Source organism: Campylobacter sp. FU_497 (assembly GCF_025772425.1).
Lineage (GTDB): Bacteria > Campylobacterota > Campylobacteria > Campylobacterales > Campylobacteraceae > Campylobacter_D > Campylobacter_D lari_C.
Genome location: NZ_JAKMSC010000014.1, coordinates 1 through 26675, shown reverse-complemented (window position 1 = coordinate 26675; position 26675 = coordinate 1). Strand labels below are relative to the sequence as shown.

Here is a 26675-nt window from a genome sequence, read left to right as displayed (position 1 = left end):
AAAACTTCAACCAATTTATTTTTTTGTGTTTTTTAGTTCTAAATTTAGATAATACCCTGTATAAGAACCACTTTTTTCATGATTTTTAGCAAGCTCTTCAACGCTACCTTTAGCTATAACCTTACCACCTTTAACTCCACCTTCAGGTCCCATATCGATGATATAATCAGCATTTTTAATCACATCTAAATTATGCTCTATCACAAACACACTGTTTCCAAGATCAACTAAATGTTGCAAAACCAAAATAAGCTTATTAACATCTTCAAAATGAAGTCCTGTTGTAGGTTCATCTAAAATATAAAGAGTTTTTCCCGTATCACTTCTGCTTAATTCTTTGGCTAGCTTAATACGCTGAGCCTCTCCGCCACTTAAAGTAGTTGCATTTTGTCCTAAGGTAAGATAATCAAGCCCAACTTTTACCAAAGTATCAAGTTTTTGCTTTATCTTTGGCACAGAAGTAAAAAACTCACTTGCTTCAATAATACTCATATTTAAAACATCAGCTATGCTTTTACCTTTATATTTGATCTCAAGTGTTGCATCATTATATCTTTTGCCATTACAAACATCACAAGTTACCATCACATCAGGCAAAAAGTGCATTTCTATTTTAATTTCACCATCTCCACTACACTTTTCACATCTTCCACCTTTAACATTAAAAGAAAAACGCCCTGCTTTATAACCTCGCATTTTAGCTTCTTTGGTAGCTGCAAAAAGATTACGAATTTCATCCATAGCACCTGTATAAGTAGCAGGATTTGAACGCGGGGTTCTTCCTATAGGACTTTGATCAAGATAAATCACCTTATCAAGTTTTTCTAAACCTTCTATTTTAGCCCCACTTAGTTTTTTAACTTTTTTAGCACGGTTAAGCTCTTCTTTTGCGAATGGAAGCAAAGTTTGTAAAATTAATGAGCTTTTACCACTTCCTGAAACGCCTGTAATTGCTACAAGATTGCGTAGTGGAAAATCTACACTTAAATTTTGAATATTATTAATACTCACATCTTTTAAACTGATAAAATCTTTTTGTTCTCTGTTTTTTTGATGAGCAATTTGCTTTTTACCGCTCATATAAAGGGCGGTTTGGCTTTTGCTTTTTAATAATTCTTTATAAGTTCCACTAAATACAACCTCACCACCAAATTTACCAGCATTTGGACCAATATCTACGATAAAATCTGCCTCTTCTATAGTCATTTTATCATGCTCAACCACGATTAAAGTATTACCCTTTTGCTGAAGATTTCTTAAAGTTTTAATGAGTTTTGCCGTATCTCGCTCATGTAAACCAATGCTAGGCTCGTCTAAAACATACATCACTCCACTTAAACCACTACCAATTTGAGATGCTATACGAATTCTTTGAGCCTCACCCCCGCTAATGGTTCTTGCATCACGCCCTAAAGATAAATACCCAAGTCCTACATCATAAAGAAAAAACAATCTTTCATTAATTTCTTTAAAAATAGGCTTAGCTATCAATCTTTCTTGCTCACTTAAATACGCAAAATTAGCTTCTTTTGAAAAAAATGCAGTGGTATTTTCTATGCTCATATCTAAAATTTCACCCAAATTTTTCTCAGCTACTTTTACAGCTAAACTTTCTGCTCTTAAACGATGGCCATTGCAATCTTTGCAAGTTTTTTCGCTCATATACTCGCTTAAATCTTTTTCATCTTTTAGCATTTCATAGGCATATTTAACCGCACCTTCAAATTTACGACTTAAGCGATGTCTTTTCCATAAAAAGTTAATTTCCTTAGCATTACCATAAAGCACTAGACGCTTTTCTTCTTCACTTAACTCATTATATGGAATTTTTACCCTTATATCATTTTGCTCACAAAAGGCCATTAAAAACTTATAATAATAACTTTTATTAAACCCATATAAAAGCTTTATAGCTCCTGCTTCTAAGCTTAATTCTTCATTAATAAGTTTTTTCATATCTAGCGTATATCTTATACCAAGACCATCACAACTTGGACAAGCGCCTTTTGGAGAATTAAAAGAAAAACTCAAAGGTTCAAGCAAAGGAAAAGAAATTTTACAATCAAAACAAGCATTATGCTCGCTATAATGAAAATGCTTAGGTATGTTTAATTCTTCATTATTTAAAACTTCAATTTCCACTTCGCCAAAGCTCTCACTAAGACCTTTTTCTATATCACTTGCAAGTCTTGCTAGCATATCATCTTGCACTTGGAGTCTATCTATTACAAGTTTTATTGTATGTTTTTTGGTTTTAGCAAGCTCAATATCCTCATCAAGACGCGTTAAAACCCCATCAATTTGTGCTCTAACATAGCCTTTTGCGACTAAATTTTCCAAAAGATCTGCAAAAGTTCCCTTTTTTTCTTTAATCAACGGTGCATAAATGATGATTTTAGCTCCTTTTGGAAGCTTTAAGATTTCACCTACGATATCTGCTGCACTCATAGATGAGATTTTTTGGCCACATTGATGACAATGTTGTGAGCCAATCCTTGCGTATAAAAGTCTTAGATAATCATAAATTTCAGTAATAGTTCCAACGGTTGATCGAGGATTTTTAGAAGTTGTTTTTTGATCAATAGCAATAGCAGGAGTTAAACCTTCTATTTTATCAACATTTGGCTTACCCACTTTATCTAAAAACTGCCTTGCATAAGCACTTAAACTTTCAATATAGCGACGTTGTCCTTCTGCATAAAGCGTACCAAAAGCCAAGGTGGATTTACCACTTCCACTAAGTCCTGTAAAAACTATAAGCTTATTTTTAGGAATTTCTAGATTGATATTTTTAAGATTATTTTCCTTAGCACCAATGATACTTATTTTGTCATTATTCATAAAAATCCTCTTTTTATCTAATCAAGCATGTTTTTTTGCAAAAGCTTTCATAAATTCACTTAAGTTTTGAACCTTTTCAATGCTGATAGAATTATAAATACTAGCACGAATTCCACCTAAAATTTTATGCCCTTTAAGACCTATCATACCATTTTCTTCAGCTTCTTTTACAAAAACTAGTTCTAAGTTTTTATCACGATTTATGTTAAAACTAACATTCATTAGCGATCTATCTTCTTTTTTAGCATGACCTTTATAAAAACCATTACTCTCATCAATCACATCGTATAAAATTTTAGCCTTTTGTATGTTTTGTTCATTGATTTTATCTAAGCCACCTTGATTTAAAAGCCATTTCATTTCAAGATTAAACATATATATAGCAAAGGTTGCTGGAGTATTAAATAAAGAATTATTTTCAGCATAAACACTGTATTTTAACATGCTAGGTATATTTTTATTTTTACTACGCTCTATCATATCTTTGCGGATAAATGCACAAGCAAGTCCTGAAATTCCTGCATTTTTTTGCACTCCACCAAAAAGCATAGCAACATTAGAAAAATCTATCTTTTTAGAGAAAAAATCACTAGAAGCATCAATTATCAAAGGACTTTTAGTCTTTGGATAGCTTTTATACTGAGTTCCATAAATGGTATTATTAGAGCATATATAAGCATAATCTGCATTATCGCTAAATTCAAATTGTGGGATATGATCAAACTCACTTTCTTGGCTACTTGCTACTATTTTTGTATTTACTCCTAAAATTTCAGCCTCTTTAATAGCTTTTTTAGTCCAAACACCAGTATTAGCAAATTCACAAACTCCACCCATATATAAATTCATAGGTATCATAGCAAATTGCAAACTAGCCCCACCTTGCATTAAAAGCACTTCATAATCATCATTTATACCATAAAGCTCTTTTGCCATTTTAATAGCTTCAAAATGCACCTCTTCAAAAACCTTTCCACGATGAGAAACTTCCATAATAGAAAAGCCTTTGCCATGATAATCAAACAAATGCTCCTGTGCTTCTTTTAAAACCTCATCAGGCAAATTTGAAGGACCTGCACTAAAATTCATTACTCTCATTTTGTCTCCTTTTTATAGTATTTGGGCTTCTTTACTCTCATTTATTGAGCAAAGTTTTATAATATCTCCTTTTTTTAGTTTTTCAAGAGAGATATTTTTGCCATCTTTTTGTAAATTTATCAAATTTTTACTTTTATCAAAGAAATTTTTATGCTGAGTTAAAAGCTCTTCAAAATTATTAAGTTTATTTTCATAGTTTAATAATTTTAAATTTAAAACGCTCTTTAGTTGACTTTGTAAAAAATCAAGCTTTTGTTTTCTAAGAAAAAAAGCATTTTCTAAAGATTTCGCTTTGGCTAAATTTTGCAAATGATCGATTTTATTTTGATAAAACTTAAGATGATTTAACATTTGGTTTTTAAAACGCATAGCAAGCTCATCAAGTCCTTGTTCTAAGCTTAGTTTATTTGGAAAAATCATATCAATAGCCGCACTTGGAGTTGGCGCTCTTAAATCTGCTACAAAATCACTAATAACATAATCAATTTCATGTCCAATAGCAGAAACAATAGGCGTTTTTAAAGAAAAAATACATCTTGCAAGTTCTTCATCATTAAAACAAAACAAATCTTCTCTACTCCCGCCACCTCTTGCTAAAATAATCGCATCTAAATTATATTCATCAGCTTTTTTTAAAGCATTTATCAAAGAATTTGGAGCGCTTTGTCCTTGAGTGAGTGCATTAAAAATAGTTATTTTACAAAGATTGTATTCTTTTTGTGAAATTAGTTTTAACATATCTTGCAAAGCTGCTGAAGTAAAAGAAGTGATTATGCCTATTTTTTTAGGAAATTTAACAATGCTTTTTTTGGCATTTGCATCAAACAAACCTTCTTTTTCAAGCTTTTCTTTTAAGGCTAAAAATTTAGCTTCTAAATCCCCAAGGCTTGTTTTTTGCATACTTTTAGCGATAAATTGATACCTACCGCTTGCTTCATACAAACTCACATAACCTCTAAGATCAAGCATATCACCAACCTTGGGTCTAGCTTGGACAAATTGATTAAAACCTTTAAACATCACACAAGCTATGCTTGATTTTTCATCTTTTAAGTCAAAATACCAATGTCCTGAACTATGAATGGTAATTTTAGAAATTTCCCCACTAAGCTCTATATCATCAAGATGAAATTCTAATAAACTTTTAGCTTTTAGATTAAGTTCTGAAACTTTCATTTTTTTCTTGCAATAAACATAGAGCAAACACCAAAACTAAAGCTTTTATACTCTAACATTTCAAAATGCTCACTCAATTCTTTGATAAATTCTTCTTTGCTTAAAAAATCTTCTATAGAATTTGGTAAATACTCATAAGCGCTATAATTTTTACTGATAAATCCACCCACCTTTGGCAAAATATTTTTTAAGTAAAAATCTCTACAAGCAGCTATAAAACCACCCTGCTCTCTTTTGGTAAATTCAAGTACAAGTAAAATCCCATCCTTTTTTAACACTCTTGCAAATTCTTTTATAGCTTCTTTTCTATCTACCACATTGCGTATGCCATAACTTATACTTATGATGTCTGCACTTTCACTTTCAAGCGGAAGCTCTTGTGCTTTTGCTTGCACAAAAGTTGCTTCAGGAATTTTTTTCTTAGCCATTTCAAGCATACCCGCACTTGGATCAACCCCTTTTATACTCGTAATGTTTTTATTTGCTTTTAAGGCTTGATTTTGCCATTCTATAATCATATCGCCCGTACCACAAGCTACATCGATAATATCAAGTTCATTATTAGAAAATTTAAAAACATCCAAACAAGCTTTTTTTCTCCAACTCACATCACTTCCAAAACTTAAAATTCTATTAGCCTTATCATAAGTTGGTGCTATATCATCAAACATTTTAACTATTTTTTCTTGTTTTTGCATGTTTTTCCTAACTATATATTTTTAATTATTGAATACTTTATTCAAATTGTTATATTATATATGAATCATATGAAATATGCTGTAAATGATTATATTCAAAATAAAGTATTAGTTTTAAAATACTTTTTACTTCAAACATAGTTGCAAAATAGCATAATAAAAATTTTATTCTTTCTATTTCTTCTTCAAGATTTCTTTGAGATTTTACAATTTTTTTCTTTAAAAAAACTAATTCTTTTCTTAGTTTAAAAGCTACCAAGGACTTTAAAATTTGATTTTTTTCTCCTTGATAAAAATCACAATCATTCTTTAAAATAAAATCCATATCAAGAAAAATATCATTGATTTTTTCATCACTTAAAATAAAAATATATTTTTCTAATTCAAATTTATAATTTTTATCACTACATACTTGTTTTTCTAAATTTAAAATATAATTTTGAAGTTTATTTTGAATACTTTTTTCAAAAAGAGTGCTAAAAAACTCAAAGAAAATACAAATTTGCCTAAGGCTTATAAAAAATTGCTCCAAGCTTTCAAAAGTCAATTTTTGTAAAAAATTTAATCTTTCATTTTTTAATCTTTTTAAAAGCACAAAAAGTAAGATTTTACCCGCTTCAAAACTTTGAATTTGACTTGGGAAATATAAACTAATATCTTCTTGCTTGTCTAAAATTTTAATACATTTTGTGCTATCAAAAATTTTAGAAAAATCTCCATATAATGCTAAATTTTTACTATAAAAATTTTCATTATCTGTGATTTCTTTATAGTTTTGCAAAAAATGAGGTAAATTAAAGCATTTTGCTTGCTCAAAAGTAGGAAAAATAACTTTCAAAATAATTAAATCTTGCAAATTATTTTTAAATTTATAAAGAAAAAACCAAATGCCATTAATCTCAAAACTAATTCTAGTTTTTTTAATGATATCCCCTATGGCATTTTTACTTTGACGCTTAAATTCTTTTTTAGAGAGTTTATGAGTTTTTTTATCTATAATATCGTGCAGTTTATAAAGTGAAAATTGATAATAATCTTGATTGATTTTTTTATATTTAGCATCACAAAAAGGACTTATACGCGTAAAAAAAACGCGTATCTTATCCTTAGAATAAGTAATTTTTTCTTCTTTTAAAATTTTTATAAAATCATCATTTTCAAGTAAAAAGCGTCTTTGAACTTCACAAACCATTTTATTTTTTACAAGCTTTACAGCCATTTACATAGGCAAATACACCAAGATAATCAATAATATTGCCAATTTTTTTCTCAAGATCTTCTTGATATTTATTAATCCCACTATCTTCATAACATACATCTTCTATATGATTACATTTACTACAAATTACATGAATATGAGGATATTCATAAATATCATAACAAGTTTTTTGATTTGGCGTATTGATTTCTACAACCAAACCTTGTTCTTTTAAGGTATTTAAATTTTTATACACTGTAGCTAAAGAAATAGAAGGATATTCTTCCTTAATGCTTTCGTATAAAGATTCTATATTAGGATGTTCATGGCGTTTTAAAATTTTTAAAATACAAAGTCTTTGTGGAGTAGCTTTTAAATCACAGTTTTTAAGCATTTGAATAAGTTCCATAATAAATTCTCCAATATTTTTTCTATAGTATAACGCTTTTTTTATAAAAAAATAATTATATTAAAGGATATTTTTTATCTTTTAATAAATTTTAATCTTTTCGCATAAAGAATCAACATCAAGTTTTAAAAACTGCTCAACCTCATTTGTCTTACCATGCGTGATAAAGCAATCTTCAAATTCAAAGCTTACTAGCTTTATGTGATAAAGATTTTCTTTTTGTAAAAAATTTGTAATTAAACTTCCCACTCCACCTATTTTAGCACTATCTGAAAAAACAAACCAAGTTTTTGTATCTTTTGCTAATTCTTTTAAAAGCTCTTCATCTAAAGGTTTTACAAAAATCAAATCTATCAAACTCGCATAATCTAAACCAAGTTTATCCAAAGCTAGTTTTGCTTTGGCTACACCTTGACCAAAACCTAAAAATACTTTATCGCTTTGTGTTTTAGATAAAATTTGAGCTTTGGCAAGTTTTATCTCACATGGATTAAAATCATTATTTAATAAAAAATTACCCCTAGGGTAACGAAAAGCAAAAACACCTTGATGAAAATAAGCATATTCCATGATTTTTTCCATCATAGCCTCATCTCTTGGAGCTGCTAGAGTAATGTTTGGAATAGCACTTAAAAAACTAACATCAAAAACACCTTGATGCGTTTCTCCATCTTCTCCTACAATTCCTGCTCTATCCATAGCGATAACTACATTTAAATTCATAATAGCACAATCATGAATTACTTGATCATAAGCTCTTTGCATAAAAGTACTATAAATTGCTATAAAAGGTTTAAAACCTTCTTTTGCCATAGCCGCCATAGAAGTAACTGCATGTTGTTCTGCAATTGCAACATCCCAAAAGCGTTCAGGATATTTTTCCATTAGCTTATCTATTCCAGTACCACTTGGCATAGCAGCAGTTACGCCTACTATGTTTTCATATTTTTGAGCTAAATTTAAAAGCGTATTTGAAAAAATTTCTGTAGCACTTTTTTTACTTACATTTGCCTTTAAACTCTCCCCGCTACTTCTATCAAAAGCACCTACCCCATGCCATTTAGCATTTTTACCTTCAGCTAATGCATAACCTTTACCTTTGATAGTTTGCGCATGTACAACGCAAGGTTTATTCATAGCTTTTGCTTGATTGAGCGCATTAATAACCTCATTTAAATTATGCCCATCAATAGGTCCAATATATTCAAGTCCTAATTCTTCAAACAAAAGTCCAGGTGTAATAAGTCTTAAACCCTCTTCAAAACGCTTTGCCATATAAGAAGCACCTTGAGGAAAGTATTCTAAAAGATTTTCTATGCGTTTTTTAAATTTTTGATAGAACTGCGTTGCCATTGCTTGAGAAAGGTATTTTGAAATAGCCCCAATTGGCCTTGAAATACTCATTTCATTATCATTTAAAATGATCACACAAGGATATTCTCTATCGCCAAGCTCATTTAAGGCTTCATATGCCATACCTGCACTTAGCGCTCCATCGCCTATTAATACAACTGGCAAACGATCTTCATTTTTTAATCTTATAGCCTTGCAAGCTCCAACTGCTAAAGATATAGAAGTGCTTGAATGTCCTGCTACAAAATAATCTCCCTCATCAGGCTTGGTATAGCCACTTAAACCATTAAACTGTCTTAGAGTATGAAAATTATTTATTTTACCACTTAAAAGCTTATGCGGATAAGATTGGTGTGAAACATCAAAAATAAAAGGATCTTTTCGCACATCAAAAACATAATGCATTCCTATGCTAAGCTCAACTACACCTAAATTTGAACTTAAATGTCCACCATTTTTACTCACTGTATCTATAATAACTTCACGCAAATTATTAGCTAAATTTTCTAGCTCTTTAATTTGCATATTTTTAATATTTAAGTTATTTAAATCTATCATTCATTAACCATATTTTTGATTTTTTGCAAACGATTGTTAAGATTTGATTCTATATTACCCGCATCACTTAATATTAAAATACTTCCTTTATTAATCGCATCATCAAGGCTAAATTTGATATTACTTTGCTCTTGTTCTAAATGTGATTTTACATACTCAAAATCATCAGGATTTAATTTTAATTCTATCTTAGTAGCATTTTTAAGCTCATTCATAAGTTCTTTTGCCAAATTTAAGGCTATAAGTGAAGAATTTTCCTCAAGTTCTTTTGCAATTACCTCTTTTGCGATAATTACAGCTGTATCGGCTAATTCTTTTTCATTTTTAGATAAAAAGTTATTTAAATTTTGCACTGTATTTTCAAGCTTTTCTACACTTTTTAAGTATTTTTCTTTTAAAGCTTCTAATTCGCTTTCAAAATTTTTTTGAGCTTGTTCATAACCTTCTTTAGTAAATTTTTCTTTTGCGTGTTCTAATTCTGTATTTAAGCGATTATTAAATTCAGCTTCTTGGCTTTCTATTTGCATTTGTAGCTTAATGATATTTCCTGACATCTCATCAGTTTTTTTAAGTAAATCTTCTACAAAATCAGGTTGAATTTGTGGTTGAGGGGCTTGTGGTGTGGTTTCTACCGTTTGATTTTCTACTGCTTGCTGAGTAGTATTTTGGACAGGAGAGGCTTGATTTATAGTTTGAGTTTCTTCTTGTTTTTGTTCTTCATTAGAGGGCATTTCACTCATAACTTTAAAATGATAACCCTCAACTACATGAGCAGAAATGTTTTCGGGTGAAATTACATTAGTTAATTTTGCCATAATCTTACTCTATCATCTCATCAGCCTCACCCACTTGGATAAGACCTTGTTCTGCAAGTTTTTGCACCACTTCTACAACTTTTCTTTGTGCCTCTTCAACATCTTTTACACGCACAGCACCCAAAAAGCCCATTTCTTCTACAAAAGCTTCAGCAGCACGCGTAGACATATTGGACATGAATTTTTGTTTTAAATCCTCGCTTGCACCTTTTAAACCTATCATCAAATCACGCTTATCAGCAGCTTTTAAAACTTCTCTAATCGCATTAGTGCTAAGCTGAGAAATATCATCAAAGGTAAACATTAAATCTTTAATGGTTGTAGCAAGTTTTTCATCACTTTGCTCAATATAAGAAAGTGTTGTTTTGGATGCTTTTTGACCCAAGCGATTAAGCACTTCAGCAACTGCTCTTGGACCACCCACTTCAACCTTATAAGAAGTAAGGCTTTCGAGCTTACTTTCAAGCACAGCAGATACTCTTTTGATGATTGAAGGTGAAATATCCCCAAGATTTGCCATTCTTATTACAACTTCAGCTCTTAATTCATCACTAAAATACTCCAAAGTTTCAGCAGCTTGAGTGGTATCCATATGAGCTAAAATCAAAGCTATAGTTTGCGGGTGTTCTTTAATGATAAAGTCAGCAAGCTGTTGTGGTTTAATTTGTGAAAGATAAGCAAAATTTTGGTTATTTTCCATACTTTTGGTAAGTTTTTCCAAAATTTTATTGGCAATTTCAGGACCAAAAGTTCTAAATAAAATTTCTTTTGCATATTCCAAACCGCCACTTTTTAGATACTGGTTTGATTGTAATAAAGTATAAAATTCCTCAAGCACTGCAGTAGCAACTGGTTTGTCAACATTTTTTGCTAAAGCAATATAGCGAGAAATTTCGGTAATAACATTAATATCCATATGAGAAAATAAAACTGTTGTTACATCTTCTCCAAGTTGAATTAAAAAAATTGCGACCTTTTCTGGCATAGAAAGGTCATCATAGACCATTTTTTGTTCTTCACTAAGCTTTATCATCAGATATCCTTCTCACCAAATTCAGCTTCATTTTCAACAAGTTTTTGTAGCAACAATGCTACTTCTTCACCTTTTTCATTAGCCACTGCTCTTAATTTTTCGAGCAAGACATCATATTGAAGCGCATCTTCATCAAAATTATCCCCAAAGCCAAGTTGCTCTTCAACCTTCTTACGCGCTGCATTGAATTTTTCAATAGCGTCTTCAGCTTCATCAATAACTTGTCCATCTTTACCTTCCATTTCTTCTTCAAGCTTGATATCTGCAAGCATTTTTTGAGAAAATGGCACAATAACTTTTTTGTAAAAGATAAAAAGCAAAATCGCAGCAAAGACATACTTAACAGGTGGGATAAATGGCTCAACAAATCTTGAATAAAAAGTTTGAACCTTATTTTCAACTTTAGCTGTTCTATGAAATTCCAAATTATTTACTTCAACCGCATCACCCCTAGCAAGATTAAAACCTATAGCACCTTTAGTGAGATTTTCAATCGCTTTAATTTCTTTATCACTCAAAGGAATATATTCATTAGTAACATTTCCTTGATCATCAGTAATTACTTTATACTTTCCATCTACCACAACAGCTGCAGAAATTCTCTTAACGGTTGCAAATTGCTTAGTGGTGTTGGTAATTTTTTTAGAAATTTCATTGTTAGTTGTGGTTTGATTTTTAGTATAAACCTCGCGCGCGCCTTTATCATCTAAACCTTCTACAGGACCGATGTTTGAAACAGCGCCTGGCACACCTTGAATTTCTTTATCTTTATAGCCTTCTCTATGTTCTTCTAAGGTTTGCTCACTGCGTACAACTGTGTTTGGATCATAAACTTCACTTTGTGATTCTTCTTTAGAAAAATCATAATCAATACTAACCTTTGCTACTACCCTATCATAGCCACCTGCAAATGGAGCAATAGAAGCAACAATTTTTTGCTCTAATTCATATTCTTGATCTCTTTTATATTTAATTTGAGCAGCGATTAAATCACTTTCAAAAGCACCCTCATCATCTAAAGGAATACCTTTTTGATCCATGATTTTTACATTTTCAGGAGTAAGTTTTGTTACTGAGGAAGCAATTAAGTTTTTAATCCCCATAATTTGCTTTTTATTAAGCTTTAAACCTTCTTTTATAGTCAAAGCTACTGAAGCAGTTGGTGGAACTTGTTGTTGGGTAAAAAGTGTATCTTTAGCAAAAGCAATATGCACCGTAGCACTATGAATAGGCTCTAAACTTTCAATCGTTCTAGCAAGCTCACCTTCTAATGCTCTTTGGTATTTTACCTTTTGTTCAGCTTCTGTTGCACCAAATTCTTGTTTATCAAAAAGCTCAAAACCTACCTTATTATCTTTTGGCAATAATCCTGCAGAAGCAATAGCTAAACGCTGTTTATATACTTGTTCGTTAGGAACTAAAATTGTTCCTTCATTGCGCAAAATATAAGGAACCCCACTTTTTTCAAGTTGAGTTACTATCATCGCCGAATCACTAGTATTAGCATTTTCAAATAATACTGAATATCCAGCCTCGCTAGCCACTGTAGAGCCACTTCTAAAAAGGGTTAAAAATACTAAAAATCCAACTACAACAACAATAGAAGCAGCAATGATAATACGCTGTCTTAAACTTAAATTTTGATAAAGCTGACCTACTTGGTGCAGTATAGTTTTATAATCCATTTATTTCCTACAAACTAAAAATTTTTAGAAAACTCTTCAAAAAACCTTGAATTTTCATACTCTGTACCTATACTTATACGCACAGCATTTAAACCATAACTTTGTAAATTTCTTATTATTATACCGTTTTTAAGCAGTTTTTCAGATAAATCTGTGCTATTTTTTTCATCAAAAAAATAAGTAATAAAATTTGTATAGCTTGGAATGTATCGAATTTTATAATTTTTAGCAAAATCTTCATAAAGTTTCATTTGTGAAAAATTATTTTCCAAAGTTTTTTGCACAAACTCATCATCATCTAACGCAGCAACAGCAGCTTTTAAACTCAAATTAGTCACATTAAAAGGTGCTCTTAATTTATAAAATGCATTGATAATTTCCTTGCAAGCTATACCATAACCTACTCTCATACCACCCAAACCATAAAGCTTAGAAAAGGTTCCTAGGTATACTGTATTTTGAAATTTATGGATTAATTCCTTAGGATTAATATGCTTTTTACTATCTTTAAATGAAGCAAATTCATTATAAGCTCCATCAATAGCTACCAAACAATCCTCATCAATTTTTTCTAAAAACTCAAAAACCGCACTTGCGTCTAAACACTCACCTAAAGGATTATTGGGTAAGCATAAAAAGATTACTTTAATTTCATTTTTATGCTTTTGATATAACTCATATAACTCATTTAAATCATGGGTTAAGCTTGGGGTTTTATAAACCTTAACTCCTAGTTGTTTTGCATAAATTTCATACATAGCAAAGCTAACCCCGCATTGTAAATAAGCCTTAGAATGATCAAGTTTTGCATGTACTATATATTCTATGATTTGATCACTCCCACTACCTATGATGAGATTTTCTTTCAAAATATCATATTTTTGTGCTAAAGCTTGTTTTAATTCACTCATAGTATCATCAGGATATAAATGAGCTAAATGTGCATTATTTATAATGGCTTCTTTGGCTTTTTTGCTTGTGCCATAAGGATTTTCATTACTTGCTAGTTTAATAACTTCTTTTAAACCATATTCTTTAGCAATTAAATCCATATCCTTGCCACTTTCATAAGTTTTAATAGCTTCTAAAAAAGGATTAAATTTCATTACTTTCTCCTGATAAATATGATCCAAGCCATTTTATATGCTCGGCTTTTTTTAATACTCTTTGGACATTTTCATCATCAATATGTCCTTCAAAATCTATATAAAAACTATGCACAAATTCTCTTGTTTTTATAGGGCGTGATTCAAGTTTTGTTAAATTTATCCCCTCTTTTTTAAACTCATATAACAAATCACTAAGCCCACCTGGTTTGTGTGCAGCAAGTGCCAAAATAGAAGTTTTACAATGAGGCATTTGAGGTATTTTTATATCACTTAAAATCAAAAACCTAGTGCGATTTGCCAAATTATCCTCAATCGTTTCAAATAATATAGGCACATTATAAAGTTTTGCTGCAATCTTAGAGCAAATCGCAGCTGAAGTAACATCTTGCGAAGCTAAATAAGCCGCATGAGCTGTGGATTTGCTTGCTACAAATTCTACTTCACTTAAATCATGACTTTCTAAAAAATTTCTACATTGATTATAACCTTGTGGATGAGAATATATGCGTTTAATATCTTTTAAATTTTCACTCATACTTACAAAAGAATGATGAATATCCATATAAATTTCAGCAAAAATTTTTACATCTTCATATTTTCCAAGACAATCAAGCGTCACACCCACTGCACCTGCTGTATTATTTTCTATAGGTACTACTCCATATTTTGCTTCTTTGTGAGCTAATTCTTTAAAAACATCTTCTATATTTGCAAGTGGAGTATAACGACTCATAGCACCAAAACGCGTTCTTGCTACTTGATGCGTATAACTTCCCTCAGGGCCTAAATAAGCTATGCTTTGAGGCATTTCTAAATTTCTTGATACAGCAAAAATTTCTTGATAAATTGCTTCTATTGCATTTTGATCTAATAAACCATGATTATAATTTTTAAGTCTATTTATAATAGCTCTTTCGCGCTCAGGTCTATAAATACTCCCACCTAAATTTTGTTTAATAACTCCTATATCTTTAACATGAAGCATTCTTTCATTAAGTAAAGCCAAAATTTTATCATCGATAGTGTCGATTTTATTGCGTAATTTTTCTATCTCTTTCATTTGAACCTCAATATGTAGTAATCCTTAATACTATCATATACAAAATTAAGTTTAGTTGTATCAAGACCTTGAATGTTAGAAATTTTACCGCTTAAAACTAAGGCTGTTTGCATGCCAAGTTCATAGGCACCAAGCAAATCACCTTTAAAATCATCACTAATGATTAAAGTATTTTCAAAACTCACATTACAATCTTGCTGTTTTAATAAATTTAAAGCACTTTCATAAAAAGCCTTACTAGGTTTTCCTATCACTTTATAATCAAACTCGCATGCATTTTTAAGCATAGACATGATACTTCCAACGCCTGGATAAAGCCTTGAGTTTTTCTTATAAATACTACTTTCATGCATTGCTATAGCTTGCACGCCATTTTTAAGATACTCTATCATACTAGCAAAATCTTGAAATTTAAAATCATCATAACTTGCCACCAAGAATGCTTTTGGATCTTTATAATCAAGCTCATAACCTAACTCTTGAAGTGAATCTAAAAATTCTTTTGCTCCAAAAGCTGCTATTTTACAAGGCTTTAAATGATCTTTTAAAACACAAAAAGGATCGATATAAACTTTTTCATTAATTTCAAAACCCAAATTTTGCAAATAATTTAAAAAATCTAATTTTTTGGTATTATTAGTGATAATCACATAAGGAATTTTTTCTTTATTTAAAGATTTAATGAGTTCTAAAGCACCATTTATAGGACTTTTATCATAATCTGAAATCAAAGTTCCTTGCACATCTAAAAACAACATTTCAATCCTTTAAAAAATCAAGCTCTAAAGCAATTTGATCCTCATAACTTTCTCTTTTTCTAATCATTCTTACTGTGCCGTTTTCACAAGCTAGCTCACATACTCTATTGCGAGTATTATAATTACTACTCATGCTAAAACCATACGCACCTGCGCTTTTAACTATGATCAAATCTCCTGCTTTTGTCTTAGCTAGTTTTCTATCTTTAGCTAAAAAATCTCCACTTTCACAAACCCCGCCAACAATATCACAAAGGCTTTCTTCTTTATTTTCGCTCAAAAGCTTGATTTCATGATAAGCACTATATAAACTTGGACGCAATAAATCATTCATCGCCCCATCAACAACCACAAAACGCTTTTTATCATTAAATTTTTCGTATAAAACTTTAGTAACAAACTCACCTGCATTTGCCACTAAAAATCTACCAGGTTCCATACCTATACACACATCAAGACCTTGTAAACTTGCTAAAATTCCTTGAGCATAATCATATAAATTTGGCTCTTGTTCATCTTTATAACAAACTCCTAAACCCCCGCCTATATCAAAGAATTTAATATTAATTTTCAAAGCTAAAAGTTCTTTTACTAATTTTGCAACAATCACTGAAGCTTCATGAATACTGCTTATATCAAGAATTTGAGAGCCTATGTGAAAATGCACTCCAACTGGCTCTAAAAATTGTGAGTTTTTAGCATAAAGATACATTTTTTTAGCACTTTCTATATCTACACCAAATTTATTTTCATGCAAACCTGTAGAAATATAAGGATGTGTTTTAGCATCTACATTTGGATTTACTCTTATGCTTATACGGGCTATCTTTTGATTTTCTTTAGCAATTTGTTCCAAAAGAAGCATTTCTTCATAGCTTTCTAAATTTACATAAAGTATGTTTTGTTCTAAAGCATATTTTAACTCATCAGCACTTTTACCTACCCCGCTAAAAATAATTTTATAATTTTTAGCTCCTGCTTTTAAAGCTCTATAAATCTCGCCTGCGCTAACACAATCAAACCCACTATCTAAAGAAGCTAAAAGTTTTAAAACACTTAAATTAGAATTTGCTTTAACTGCATAAAAAATTTGTGATTTTCTTGCCTTAAATGCATCTTTTAACATTGCAAAACGTTCTTTGATTTTATCAAAATCGTAAATATAAAATGGTGTGTTATATTCTTTTGCTAGTTTTAAATAATCCATAAAAAACCTCACTTGTAGTTATTTGTGTTTAAAATAATAAAAACTTCCTATACTCATTAAAATAAATACTGGTAGCATTATACCAAGCTCTGGAAGTAAAATTTCATTTTCGCTCAATCTTGTTAATAAAAATAATAAACCCCAAACTAAAAGTATGCACACAAAAAACACAAAAGCTAAAAGTGCAAGATTAAAAAATCTTGCAGTTAAAGGAAAATAATAATACACAATAAGCATCAAAAATGGTGCAAAAAATGGTGTAAGAATTAAAGAATATAAACTTGTTCTAAGTGTATTAGTAGAAATATTTTGTTTTGCAAAAATCACCATACTTTCTAGTGCGTCTAAAATAGAATAAGAAGGATTACTCTCTACTAAAGAAATTCTTTCTAAAATTTTTGGAGAAAAGTCTTCTAAACCTTTAATATTTTTAAATTCTTCTATACTTAAACCCTCTTTTGAAACAATCAAATTTTGCGGTACATTAGTAGCTTTAGCATCATTTAAATCCCAAGAATCTCCATTAAATTTAGCAGTTTTTGCGTGGATTATGCTTTGAATGTCTAAATTTTTTACATCAAAGATTTTTACATTATATAGGGTTTGAGAACTTGTTTTTTGTATATAAATAAATTTATCATTATATTTAATCAAAACTTCCCCACCCTCTCTATCTACAACGCCACGCTTAAGAATATTACTTTTATATTCATCTGCATAAGCAAAGGAGCTAAAATTAAGTCCAACATAAACACAACAAAAAAACATAGCCCATAAAAAAGGGTAAAAAATCACTTGATTTTTACTTAAACCCAAAGCATACAAGCTAACAAATTCATTCGAGCGTATCATATTAAAAATACATAAAACCAAAGCAAGGACTATGGCTAAAGGTAGTATATAAGAAGCCGCTGAGCATGTTAAGAAAAATATATATAAAAGCTCTAAATTTGCACTTTTTGGTAGTCTATTGAAATTGAGCAAAAAATCAATCGCTACAAAGAAAAAAGTTAAAGAAAAAAATAAAATAAAAAATGATTTTAAATACAAAGATGAAATATAGCGAAAAAATATACTCATCGTTTAACTTTTTAAAGAATATTTTGAAGCGATTTTTTCTATATCAGAATTTAAAAGCTCAAGTAAAGCTTTTTTGCTATGTTCTAAAACCTTAGTTAAACTTTCTTGTTCTTCTTGTTTAAATTTTCCCAAAACATGAGAAATTACATCTTGTCCTTTTCCTACTCCTATGCGTACCCTCTCATAAGCATTGCCACAAAGATTATCTATACTTTTAAGCCCATTATGTCCACCGCTTGATCCACCCATTTTAAATTTCAATGCACCCAAATTTAAATCTATATCATCATGGATTACAATGATTCTATCACATTTATAATATTCACTAACAGCTTTTACACTTTCTCCTGATAAATTCATATAAGTGGAAGGTTTTAAAAAAAGAGTAGAAGAGCCTTTAAAAAGCTCTCCTTTAAATTTGGCATTTGAAAGCTTTGCTGTTTGCAAATCTTTCAAAATTAAGTCAATTAGCATAAACCCTACATTGTGACGGGTTTGGGCGTATTGTTCTCCTATATTACCAAGTCCTACGACTAAGGTCATTTTATCTTGCTTTTTCTACGCCAACTACAGCTACTCTATCAGCATCAACCATAGTTACACCCTCAGGTACAACTACATCGCGGATTAAAAGTGCATCACCAACATCAAGTTTAGTTACATCTAATTCAAAATAATTTGGTAAGTTTTCAGCTGCACATTTTACTTTCAATCTTCTTTTTGATTGGATTAAAACACCTTTATTTTTAAGACCCATAGCTGTTCCTACGATCTTTACAGGAACCATATATTTAGAAATAACACCTTTTTGTGCTACTTTTAAATCTACGTGTTTTAATTCTGCAGTTACAGGATCTTTTTGATAATCAACTACCACAACATTTAATACTTTATCTGCTACTTTTACATCAAAAGCTAAAGTAGTTTTTTTGCGTACTTCTTTAATAAATTCATTTACTTTAAAAGCAGCATTGATGTTTTCTAATCCTTTTCCGTAGATGTTTGCGATTAGATAACCATCTCTTTTTAAAGCTTTAGCAGCTTTTCTACCGATACTCTCTCTAACGATACCTTCTAACATCTGTTTCCTTTCTAAAAAAATAAACGCTAATTATAGCCAAATAAGTTTATAAAGATTTTAAAATATCTTCATAAGCTATGCAAAATTGCTCCAAACCATCATCAAGCAAATCTTTACAAGCTTTACTTAAAGCATCTTTTGAAATATTTGCATTTAATTTTTTCTCTATACATTCATCTTTCAAAGGCTCTTTAAATATAATTTGCTTACCTTTAAAAGCCTTAATAGCATCTAGTGGTGCAGTATTAATAGCTTTATCATAGAGTAATTCTTTAATATAATAATCTTTTTCTAAATCATCACCCTTAACACCTGTACTTGCAAATAAAGCTCTAATATTTGTTTCATTTTGTTTAATGATATAATTATAAGCCTTTGTTGCAGTAAGAATTCCTATATAATTTTTATCTAAAACTTGATTATTTAATAATCTATCAAAACGACTTACAAAAATACTAATAACTGCTTGAGGTTCTTTTTTGGTTGCGATATTATTTTTTCTAAATTCTTTTAAACCCAAATTTAAAGCTTCAAAGCATTTTTTAGTTTGCTCAAAATCAAAAATCAAAGTCGCATTGACACTAATACCATTTTTCATTAATTCTTGCATTACTTCATAAGAAGCTTCCGTGGCAGGAATTTTCATCATTACATTTTCTTTTGCAATTTGCGTGTATAATCTTTTTGCCTCAGCCAAAGATGAGCTAGTATTATCTTTTAATCTTGGGTCAATTTCAATACTAATAAAACCATCATTATTTTCATAATAATTAATAGCTAATTTATCTGCGGCCTTAGCTATATCTTCTACCGCAAGATACTCATATAAAGCTTTTTTATCTTTAAGATTTGATTTTTTGATTTTTTCTTTATAAATAGCTGAATTTAAAATCGCATTTTTAAAAATAGCAGGATTTGAAGTAGCACCGTTGATTGTTCTTGAGTATATTAAATCTAAAAATTCATGATCTAAAAATTCATTTTCTATAAAATCACACCATAGTGAAAATTTTTTCATTGTATTACCTTTATTATTTCTTTTAAATCTTTTTTATCTATACAAATATCTGCATGGGATCTTAAAATTTCTTTGGCACAAAAAGCTATTTTTAATCCACACTCTTTAAACATAGAAATATCATTAGCTCCATCACCCACACACATAATTTCTTCTGTTTTTAAATTTAAAAATTTCTTAAGTCTTTGTAGTATAATACCTTTTGAGTTATTAAACATAATTTCTCCGCCAACTTTTCCTGTTAACATACCATTTTTACTATGCAAAAAGTTAGCAAAACCAAAATCAAAATGAAGTTTATCTTGTATTAAGTCAATTCCTTCATGAAATCCACCGCTAAAAACAATTATTTTTATGTTTTTATTTTTTAAATACTCGCATAATTCTTTAGCGCCATTCATCAAAGGTAAATTTTCACAGCATTTTCTTACTTGATCAATAGGCATTCCCTCAAGCAAGGCTACTCTAGCACTCAAGCTTTCAAAAAAATCAAGCTCACCATTCATTGCTTTGTTGGTGATTGCTTTTACAGCATCACCAACATTATACTCTTGCGCTAAAATATCGATGGTTTCTCCATCCATTAGCGTAGAATCAAAGTCAAAGGCACAAAGCTTTATCATTAAAACTCACGCTTTAATAAAGCTTCAGCTTTTAATATAGTCAAGATATTTTCTTCTCTTTTACCTATACCAAAAATCATACCTTTTTCTTTTAATAAAGTTTCAGGTGGTGGATCAATCCTGCTTCTGTGAATTTTGATAGCCTCTGTTAATCTATCTATCACAAAACCCGCATTACCTGCAGGAGTTTGATTGCCATTTGCCATACCTTTTAAAACAATATATCTAGTTTGAGGTGTCATTTTAGAACTACCTTGATTAAATCTTTTTGCAAGATCAATCAAAGGCATAACATTACCCCTCATATTAAACACACCTAAAACATAATCAGGCACACTTGGAACCCTAGTATATTCTATAGGTTTAATAATTTCTTGGATATTAAGAATAGGAATAGCATATTCCTCATCTCCTACCACAAAACCAACAAGCTGAATAATATCCTCTTCTTTATCTACATCAGGTTCTGCAATTTGTGCTTGTTGTTTTTGCAAAACCTGGCTTAATTTATCATTCATCTTCTTATCCTAGTTTTAAATTTTTTCTAACTACATTTTCTAAGTACTCTGGAGAGTAAGGCTTAGTAATATACTCAGTCATTCCTACTTCCACACCTCTTAAGCGGTCTGATTTACTAGTTCTTGAAGTTACTGCAACAAGTGGAAGGTTTTTATATTTAGAATACTTTCTAATTTCACCTGCTAGGGTATAACCATCCATTCTTGGCATCTCAATATCAATCAAGACTGCATCAATATCATGTTCGCCTGATTTGATCATATTTAAAGCTTCCACACCATTAGTTGCCTCTACAATACTCACACCTAGTGGTTCTAGTGATTTTTGCATGATATTTCTATCCATTTTAGAATCATCCACTATAAGCACTGTATAATCACTTGGTTTTTCTTTAGCAGTCTTTTTAGATTGTGATTCAATTTGCGCTTTAATATCTACTTTGATTTCTTTAGCTATATCCATCATAGCAGCAACATCAATAATCAAAGTAACTCTACCATCACCACGAATAGTTGCTCCTGCTATACCTTGAATGTTTTGTAAATACTCACCCATAGATTTAATAACAATCTCTTCTTGACCCACTAAAGTATCTACTATAATACCAAGCTTACTTTCTGCTACCCCGATAACAACGACATAAGTTTGATCAGTATTTTCAAGCACTTGTTTTACACCAAATACATCTGAAAGTCTTACTAAAGATAAAACCTCGTCTCTTAAGCGTAGTACATTTTTACCTTCAATAGTATAAATATCATCAATTGGCACTCTAACTGTCTCAAGAACACTTGCAAGAGGAATAGCATAAAACTCTTCTTGTGTACCCACAAGCAATGATTGAATAATCGCCAAGGTAAGTGGGATTTTAAGTTTCATCACAGTGCCTTTTCCAAGTTCACTGTCGATTTCAATCACACCATTTAATTTTTCAATATTGGTTTTAACAACGTCCATTCCAACGCCACGACCTGAAACATTAGTAATTTTTTTCGCAGTTGAAAAACCTGGTTTGAAAATCAAAGCAAACGCTTCTTTATCGCTCATTTGATCAGCTTCACGTTCTGTGATTAGATTTTTCTCCATAGCTTTTGCTTTTAATACATCAGCATCAAGCCCTTTACCATCATCAGCAATCTCTACTACAATGTGGTTTCCTTCATTGTATGCTTTAAGATTAACCGTTCCTTTTTCTGGTTTACCATTAGCCACACGCGTTGCTGGATCTTCTATACCATGATCACATGAATTTCTAATCATGTGCATAATAGGATCGCCGATTTCCTCCACAATAGACTTATCAAGTTCAGTTTCTTCCCCTGAAATTTCAAGCTCCATTTGCTTACCAAGCTCACGACCCAAATCACGTACAACCCTTGGGAATTTATTAAATACTTTTGCAATAGGTTGCATTCTTGTCTTCATAACTGCTAACTGAATATCTGTAGTAACAATACTAAGTTGAGAAACAACTTGGTTTAATTCTTCTAAGAATTTTTCTCCATCATATCTTTCTTCAACATCATCATAAATTTTCAACAAGCGGTTTTTACCTAGTACTAACTCACCAATTAAGTTCATCAGATGGTCAAGTCTTTTAACTTCAACCCTAATGGTTTGATCCATATTCGCACCACTACTTCCACCACCTGCTGCAGGAACTTTTTTCTCAGCAGTTGCATTTTGGGCTTGAGCGGCTGGTTTACTTGAAGCTGGGTTTGCCTCTTGTGTTTTTTTCTTTTCAGCACGTCTTGCTTGATCTTCAGCTTTTCTTACTTTTAAAAGCCTTTCAATTTCAGCTTCAACCTCATCATCGCTAAGCTTATTAACATCAACTTCAGGCTCTTCAGCTTTTGGTTCTTCTTTTGGCTCTTCAGCTTTAGCCGGCGCAACAGATTCTAAGCTTTCACCTTCTGAAATAGCAGTTAATCTTGCACAAATTGGAGCTATGTCAAGTCCTATTGCTGTATCATTTCCATTATCTCTGATAGAATTTAACAAGGTTTTCATCATATCAATAGACTCTAAAACCACATCCATTACTTCAGGAGTAATTTTAAGCTCATTATGTCTTGCTTTATTTAAAACATCTTCCATATGATGAGTAAGTTTTGTTAAAACATCAAAATTTAAAAAGCTTGATGAGCCTTTAACAGTGTGCGCAACACGGAAAATTCTATTTAATAGTTCTAAGTCTTCAGGATTTGCTTCTAATTCAACCAAATCATGGTCAATTTGCTCGACTAATTCAAAGGCTTCAACTAAAAAATCCTCAAGTATTTCTTGAATATCTTCCATTTTTACTCCTCACCTTTTTCATGTTTTTTAATAACACGAGAAATTTCAGCAAAGAAATCACTTGCGTTAAATTTAACTAAATATCCTTCACCACCCGCTTCTTTAACACCTTTATCACTCATAAATTCATTTGATAAAGAAGAGTTAAACACGATAGGAATATTTTTAAATCTCTCATCATCTCTTACTTTAGCTGCAAAGTGGAAGCCATCCATTTGTGGCATTTCAACATCACTTACAATAATTTTTAAATGTTTACTTAAGTCATCACCATAAGTACTATGTAACTCTTGCAATTTCTGCAAACCTTCAACTCCATCTTTAGCCTCAATAACTTTCAAACCAATTTTATTAAGCAAATCTTTAACAAGTTTTCTTGCAGTAGAACTGTCATCAAGCGCTAAAGCCATACCATCAATTTTTTGAATTTTATCATCTTCAATATCAGTTTGTGGAGTATAAATTCCAAGTTCTTGCACTATGCTTTCTAAATCTAGGATAAGCAAAACCTCATCTCCTTCGATTTTAGTTACGCCGGTAATTTTACTCTTATCCAAGCTGCCTGCACTTGTGGCAAAATTAGCTGGTTCTATATTTTTCCAATTTATTCTACGAATTCTTTTTGCTTCATGCACAATAAAACCAATTAAAACATTACTAAATTCAGTAATGATTACCCTAGGTTTTATATTTGTCATTTCTGGTTCTTGAATTTGCATCCATTTTGCTAGGTTGATTACAGGAATCACCACACCACGAAGATCGAAAATACCTTCCACATAGTCAGGTACCCCTGGAATTTCAGTCAAAAAAGGAATTTTAATGATTTCTCTAACCTTAGAAACATTTACACCATAAATTCCCTCATAGACTTTATCGTGGCCTTGCTTAAAGATGCGAAAATCAACAAGTTCCATTTCATTTGAACCTGTTTTAACGACATTCTCATCAAACATTATGCCTCCTTAAGTTCTATTTTGTGAAATCTGATTTCTGGCTCATATTTTACTACAAAAAAACTTTCCTTGTATGCAAAAGTAGCTAAATTTAAATATTTTATATTTTCGTATTCTAAAAACACATCTTGATGATAATGACCTTCTATCACAAAATCTATATTATAGTGCTTTAAACGCGCTTTTACTAAAGTAGAAAAATGAGGAATTTTTCTAATAAGTTGTTTTTTGTTTTGATTTTTTAGAATTTTTTGAGTTATTTTTTCTTTATTAATAATATTTAAAAAATTTAAAAAAAATAGTAGATAATGATTTCTTAAACTTTTTAAGCAAAATTGCAAAAAAGGTTTTAAAAAAATATCTCCATGAGCTAATTTTACTAAGGTTTTATCTTGAAATTCGCAAAGTAAAGGTTGCTGTTTTATACTAAAAACCTTCACTTTTTTAAAAAATTTAGCCAAATTAAAATCATGATTACCTTCTAAATAAATGATTTCAATCTCATCAGCAAGCTCTTCAAGTAAGTCTATATAAGCTTTTGCAAAACCATGAGTAGCTTTTACTTCATAAATTAAAAGATCAAAAATATCACCCATTAAAAAAAGCTGTGGGGCTTGAATTTTTTTATCTTTCAAGGCTTGCAAAAAATCCCAAAAACCATGCCTATTCTCATTTTCATGCGCATCAGCGATGAAAATAGCATTTTCTTTTATACAAATCAATATCTTGCTTTCTCGTATTTTAACACTTTATCATAATCTACTTCGCCATTAAAAATTCTAATCCTATTAGAATTAAATTTATCACTTAACACATCTCTAGCGGGATCATAATCCTCGACTTTAATGCCACCAATGGTTGTCATCGTATGAATCAAATCATCTATCATAAATGGTCTATTTTTAGCTTTTATTATCCTATCTACTAATTCAGGATTGTTTTGTTTGAATTTATCACTAACTATAAAAAAGAACGGAATTTCAGCAGTGAATCTTGAAGTTACAAAATGTTCCGCTCTATCTCTATATTCATAGACACTTTCTCCATGATCACTAATATAAACAATAATTGCCTCTTTATCTTTGAAAAAACTAAACACTTCGTTGACAAAATAATCATTATATAATACCGCATTTGCATAGTTAGCAATATTTACTTTAAATTTCTCATCTAAATTTCTTTTTATATCTTTACTTGTAAATTTAGCAAACTGTTTCTCATATCTTCTGTCATATCTAAAGTGAGTTCCCATCAATTGTAAAACAAAAAAATTCTTTTCATCAATTCTATCTTTAATAAGTGGTAACATTTCAGCGTCAAATGCTTTAGTAAAAATTTTATCATCTGTTGTAAATTTATTTAAAAAAATAGTTTCTTTGGCACGATTTGCTACAGCAGTAGTAATACTCGTATGACCACTCATCGGTTCATGGTTTGATATAAAAACAGTGTTGTATCCTGCTAACTCAAATAAATCAATAATATTTAGTCTATCATACCAATTTTCATCATTTTCTATATTTGAAAAATTCATAATCCTTCTTAATGAAGCTTGAGTGCTTGCAAAAGGCGATATCGTGTCGCTAAATTTAATCAAGTTTCCATTTTTTTCTAAAATATCTAAATTTGGAGTAGTTTTTAAATCATAACCATATAAACTCATATAATTTCTTTGAGTACTTTCACCTACAATAAAAATTACATAAGGGACTCTTTTTTTAATATTTATTTTCTCTTTATAAGAATTAGCAACATTTTGATAATTATTTAAATAAAAAACATAATTTGCCCACAATCCGGTATCACCATAATAACCTCTAATTTGCAAAGGCAAATCAAGCAAAAAGGTAAAATTAATTTTATCTAAAGAATTTATTCCCTGTTTTTTCATAAAATATCTATTAGCACAATCTAAAAACAATCCCACAATAACAAAAATATAAATAGTAAAAAAAGATATTAGTATTTTTTTATTTGATAAATATAAATATTTTTGTATTTTACCAAAAAAATAAATCCATAAAAAAATAAAAAGCAGAAACAATATAAAAATGCTGATCAATTTAATATCAATATAAAATTCAAAAAATTCATAAATTTCA

The 26675-nt window shown here is 30.4% G+C and carries 24 protein-coding genes; all 24 read right to left on the bottom strand.

All coding sequences use genetic code 11. The features are described 5' to 3' along the window. Window positions 1-15: 15 nt before the first annotated feature. The 24 genes from uvrA to L8W68_RS06175 all read right to left on the bottom strand — a co-directional run bounded on the left by uvrA (window position 16) and on the right by L8W68_RS06175 (window position 26464). On the bottom strand, window positions 16-2841 hold the full coding sequence (gene uvrA, locus L8W68_RS06290; RefSeq protein WP_263675430.1) for an excinuclease ABC subunit UvrA: 2826 nt from the start codon (window positions 2839-2841) through the stop codon (window positions 16-18). 21 nt (window positions 2842-2862) lie between these two features. Next, window positions 2863-3939, bottom strand: a complete 1077-nt coding sequence (serC, locus tag L8W68_RS06285; protein WP_263675429.1) for a phosphoserine transaminase — start codon at window positions 3937-3939, stop codon at window positions 2863-2865. Between the two features lie 12 nt (window positions 3940-3951). After that, the gene (gene xseA / locus L8W68_RS06280) at window positions 3952-5115 is read right to left on the bottom strand and encodes an exodeoxyribonuclease VII large subunit (protein ID WP_263675427.1); all 1164 of its coding nucleotides are present in this window, start codon (window positions 5113-5115) and stop codon (window positions 3952-3954) included. Continuing rightward, window positions 5112-5813, bottom strand: a complete 702-nt coding sequence (gene ubiE / locus L8W68_RS06275; protein WP_263675425.1) for a bifunctional demethylmenaquinone methyltransferase/2-methoxy-6-polyprenyl-1,4-benzoquinol methylase UbiE — start codon at window positions 5811-5813, stop codon at window positions 5112-5114. Before ubiE ends, xseA begins: the two co-directional genes overlap by 4 nt. A gap of 49 nt (window positions 5814-5862) precedes the next feature. Beyond that, window positions 5863-7005: a hypothetical protein gene (locus tag L8W68_RS06270; RefSeq protein ID WP_263675424.1), complete on the bottom strand. Its 1143-nt coding sequence runs from the start codon at window positions 7003-7005 to the stop codon at window positions 5863-5865. 1 nt (window position 7006) lies between these two features. Then, entirely contained in the window at window positions 7007-7420 is a 414-nt protein-coding gene (gene perR, locus L8W68_RS06265) for a peroxide-responsive transcriptional repressor PerR (protein ID WP_087699633.1), read from the bottom strand. An 81-nt stretch (window positions 7421-7501) separates the two neighbouring features. Next, the gene (gene dxs / locus L8W68_RS06260; RefSeq protein WP_263675423.1) at window positions 7502-9331 is read right to left on the bottom strand and encodes a 1-deoxy-D-xylulose-5-phosphate synthase; all 1830 of its coding nucleotides are present in this window, start codon (window positions 9329-9331) and stop codon (window positions 7502-7504) included. Further along, window positions 9328-10146, bottom strand: coding sequence for a flagellar assembly protein FliH (gene fliH, locus L8W68_RS06255; RefSeq protein ID WP_263675422.1), 819 nt, complete (start codon window positions 10144-10146; stop codon window positions 9328-9330). The genes dxs and fliH overlap by 4 nt, the downstream gene beginning before the upstream one ends. Before the next feature lie 4 nt (window positions 10147-10150). After that, window positions 10151-11179: a flagellar motor switch protein FliG gene (fliG, locus tag L8W68_RS06250; RefSeq protein ID WP_039619192.1), complete on the bottom strand. Its 1029-nt coding sequence runs from the start codon at window positions 11177-11179 to the stop codon at window positions 10151-10153. After that, window positions 11179-12864, bottom strand: a complete 1686-nt coding sequence (fliF, locus tag L8W68_RS06245; protein WP_263675421.1) for a flagellar basal-body MS-ring/collar protein FliF — start codon at window positions 12862-12864, stop codon at window positions 11179-11181. Before fliF ends, fliG begins: the two co-directional genes overlap by 1 nt. 14 nt (window positions 12865-12878) lie before the next feature. Further along, entirely contained in the window at window positions 12879-13970 is a 1092-nt protein-coding gene (hisC, locus tag L8W68_RS06240) for a histidinol-phosphate transaminase (RefSeq protein WP_263675420.1), read from the bottom strand. Beyond that, the gene (gene pheA, locus L8W68_RS06235) at window positions 13960-15033 is read right to left on the bottom strand and encodes a prephenate dehydratase (protein ID WP_070255253.1); all 1074 of its coding nucleotides are present in this window, start codon (window positions 15031-15033) and stop codon (window positions 13960-13962) included. Before pheA ends, hisC begins: the two co-directional genes overlap by 11 nt. Beyond that, entirely contained in the window at window positions 15030-15791 is a 762-nt protein-coding gene (locus tag L8W68_RS06230; protein WP_263675419.1) for an HAD-IIA family hydrolase, read from the bottom strand. Before L8W68_RS06230 ends, pheA begins: the two co-directional genes overlap by 4 nt. 1 nt (window position 15792) lies before the next feature. Further along, entirely contained in the window at window positions 15793-16998 is a 1206-nt protein-coding gene (gene lysA / locus L8W68_RS06225; RefSeq protein WP_263675418.1) for a diaminopimelate decarboxylase, read from the bottom strand. Between the two features lie 18 nt (window positions 16999-17016). Beyond that, the gene (locus tag L8W68_RS06220; RefSeq protein ID WP_039642280.1) at window positions 17017-18078 is read right to left on the bottom strand and encodes an LptF/LptG family permease; all 1062 of its coding nucleotides are present in this window, start codon (window positions 18076-18078) and stop codon (window positions 17017-17019) included. A gap of 3 nt (window positions 18079-18081) precedes the next feature. Next, entirely contained in the window at window positions 18082-18621 is a 540-nt protein-coding gene (gene pth / locus L8W68_RS06215; protein ID WP_263659767.1) for an aminoacyl-tRNA hydrolase, read from the bottom strand. A 1-nt stretch (window position 18622) separates the two neighbouring features. Further along, window positions 18623-19159, bottom strand: a complete 537-nt coding sequence (locus tag L8W68_RS06210) for a 50S ribosomal protein L25/general stress protein Ctc (protein ID WP_133319540.1) — start codon at window positions 19157-19159, stop codon at window positions 18623-18625. A 46-nt stretch (window positions 19160-19205) separates the two neighbouring features. Then, complete coding sequence (locus L8W68_RS06205; RefSeq protein ID WP_263675416.1) at window positions 19206-20177, bottom strand: transaldolase; 972 nt, start codon at window positions 20175-20177, stop codon at window positions 19206-19208. Then, on the bottom strand, window positions 20174-20800 hold the full coding sequence (serB, locus tag L8W68_RS06200) for a phosphoserine phosphatase SerB (RefSeq protein WP_039619207.1): 627 nt from the start codon (window positions 20798-20800) through the stop codon (window positions 20174-20176). Before serB ends, L8W68_RS06205 begins: the two co-directional genes overlap by 4 nt. Beyond that, entirely contained in the window at window positions 20800-21318 is a 519-nt protein-coding gene (locus tag L8W68_RS06195; RefSeq protein WP_039619209.1) for a chemotaxis protein CheW, read from the bottom strand. The genes serB and L8W68_RS06195 overlap by 1 nt, the downstream gene beginning before the upstream one ends. 4 nt (window positions 21319-21322) lie before the next feature. Beyond that, on the bottom strand, window positions 21323-23617 hold the full coding sequence (locus L8W68_RS06190; RefSeq protein ID WP_263675414.1) for a chemotaxis protein CheW: 2295 nt from the start codon (window positions 23615-23617) through the stop codon (window positions 21323-21325). A gap of 2 nt (window positions 23618-23619) precedes the next feature. Beyond that, window positions 23620-24573 (bottom strand): chemotaxis protein, encoded by a 954-nt coding sequence (locus L8W68_RS06185; protein ID WP_039628997.1) that lies wholly within the window; start codon window positions 24571-24573, stop codon window positions 23620-23622. Next, window positions 24573-25295, bottom strand: coding sequence for a UDP-2,3-diacylglucosamine diphosphatase (locus L8W68_RS06180; RefSeq protein WP_263675411.1), 723 nt, complete (start codon window positions 25293-25295; stop codon window positions 24573-24575). The genes L8W68_RS06185 and L8W68_RS06180 overlap by 1 nt, the downstream gene beginning before the upstream one ends. Beyond that, the gene (locus L8W68_RS06175; RefSeq protein ID WP_263675410.1) at window positions 25292-26464 is read right to left on the bottom strand and encodes a phosphoethanolamine transferase; all 1173 of its coding nucleotides are present in this window, start codon (window positions 26462-26464) and stop codon (window positions 25292-25294) included. The genes L8W68_RS06180 and L8W68_RS06175 overlap by 4 nt, the downstream gene beginning before the upstream one ends. Window positions 26465-26675 lie beyond the last annotated feature (211 nt).

Bases quoted from the DNA above. Each gene is read 5' to 3' on its own strand.
- uvrA (WP_263675430.1), bottom strand. From the start codon at position 2,841: ATGAATAATGACAAAATAAGTATCATTGGTGCTAAGGAAAATAATCTT.
- serC (WP_263675429.1), bottom strand. From the start codon at position 3,939: ATGAGAGTAATGAATTTTAGTGCAGGTCCTTCAAATTTGCCTGATGAG.
- xseA (WP_263675427.1), bottom strand. From the start codon at position 5,115: ATGAAAGTTTCAGAACTTAATCTAAAAGCTAAAAGTTTATTAGAATTT.
- ubiE (WP_263675425.1), bottom strand. From the start codon at position 5,813: ATGCAAAAACAAGAAAAAATAGTTAAAATGTTTGATGATATAGCACCA.
- L8W68_RS06270 (WP_263675424.1), bottom strand. From the start codon at position 7,005: ATGGTTTGTGAAGTTCAAAGACGCTTTTTACTTGAAAATGATGATTTT.
- perR (WP_087699633.1), bottom strand. From the start codon at position 7,420: ATGGAACTTATTCAAATGCTTAAAAACTGTGATTTAAAAGCTACTCCA.
- dxs (WP_263675423.1), bottom strand. From the start codon at position 9,331: ATGATAGATTTAAATAACTTAAATATTAAAAATATGCAAATTAAAGAG.
- fliH (WP_263675422.1), bottom strand. From the start codon at position 10,146: ATGGCAAAATTAACTAATGTAATTTCACCCGAAAACATTTCTGCTCAT.
- fliG (WP_039619192.1), bottom strand. From the start codon at position 11,179: ATGATAAAGCTTAGTGAAGAACAAAAAATGGTCTATGATGACCTTTCT.
- fliF (WP_263675421.1), bottom strand. From the start codon at position 12,864: ATGGATTATAAAACTATACTGCACCAAGTAGGTCAGCTTTATCAAAAT.
- hisC (WP_263675420.1), bottom strand. From the start codon at position 13,970: ATGAAATTTAATCCTTTTTTAGAAGCTATTAAAACTTATGAAAGTGGC.
- pheA (WP_070255253.1), bottom strand. From the start codon at position 15,033: ATGAAAGAGATAGAAAAATTACGCAATAAAATCGACACTATCGATGAT.
- L8W68_RS06230 (WP_263675419.1), bottom strand. From the start codon at position 15,791: ATGTTGTTTTTAGATGTGCAAGGAACTTTGATTTCAGATTATGATAAA.
- lysA (WP_263675418.1), bottom strand. From the start codon at position 16,998: ATGGATTATTTAAAACTAGCAAAAGAATATAACACACCATTTTATATT.
- L8W68_RS06220 (WP_039642280.1), bottom strand. From the start codon at position 18,078: ATGAGTATATTTTTTCGCTATATTTCATCTTTGTATTTAAAATCATTT.
- pth (WP_263659767.1), bottom strand. From the start codon at position 18,621: ATGACCTTAGTCGTAGGACTTGGTAATATAGGAGAACAATACGCCCAA.
- L8W68_RS06210 (WP_133319540.1), bottom strand. From the start codon at position 19,159: ATGTTAGAAGGTATCGTTAGAGAGAGTATCGGTAGAAAAGCTGCTAAA.
- L8W68_RS06205 (WP_263675416.1), bottom strand. From the start codon at position 20,177: ATGAAAAAATTTTCACTATGGTGTGATTTTATAGAAAATGAATTTTTA.
- serB (WP_039619207.1), bottom strand. From the start codon at position 20,800: ATGATAAAGCTTTGTGCCTTTGACTTTGATTCTACGCTAATGGATGGA.
- L8W68_RS06195 (WP_039619209.1), bottom strand. From the start codon at position 21,318: ATGAATGATAAATTAAGCCAGGTTTTGCAAAAACAACAAGCACAAATT.
- L8W68_RS06190 (WP_263675414.1), bottom strand. From the start codon at position 23,617: ATGGAAGATATTCAAGAAATACTTGAGGATTTTTTAGTTGAAGCCTTT.
- L8W68_RS06185 (WP_039628997.1), bottom strand. From the start codon at position 24,573: ATGTTTGATGAGAATGTCGTTAAAACAGGTTCAAATGAAATGGAACTT.
- L8W68_RS06175 (WP_263675410.1), bottom strand. From the start codon at position 26,464: ATGAAAAAACAGGGAATAAATTCTTTAGATAAAATTAATTTTACCTTT.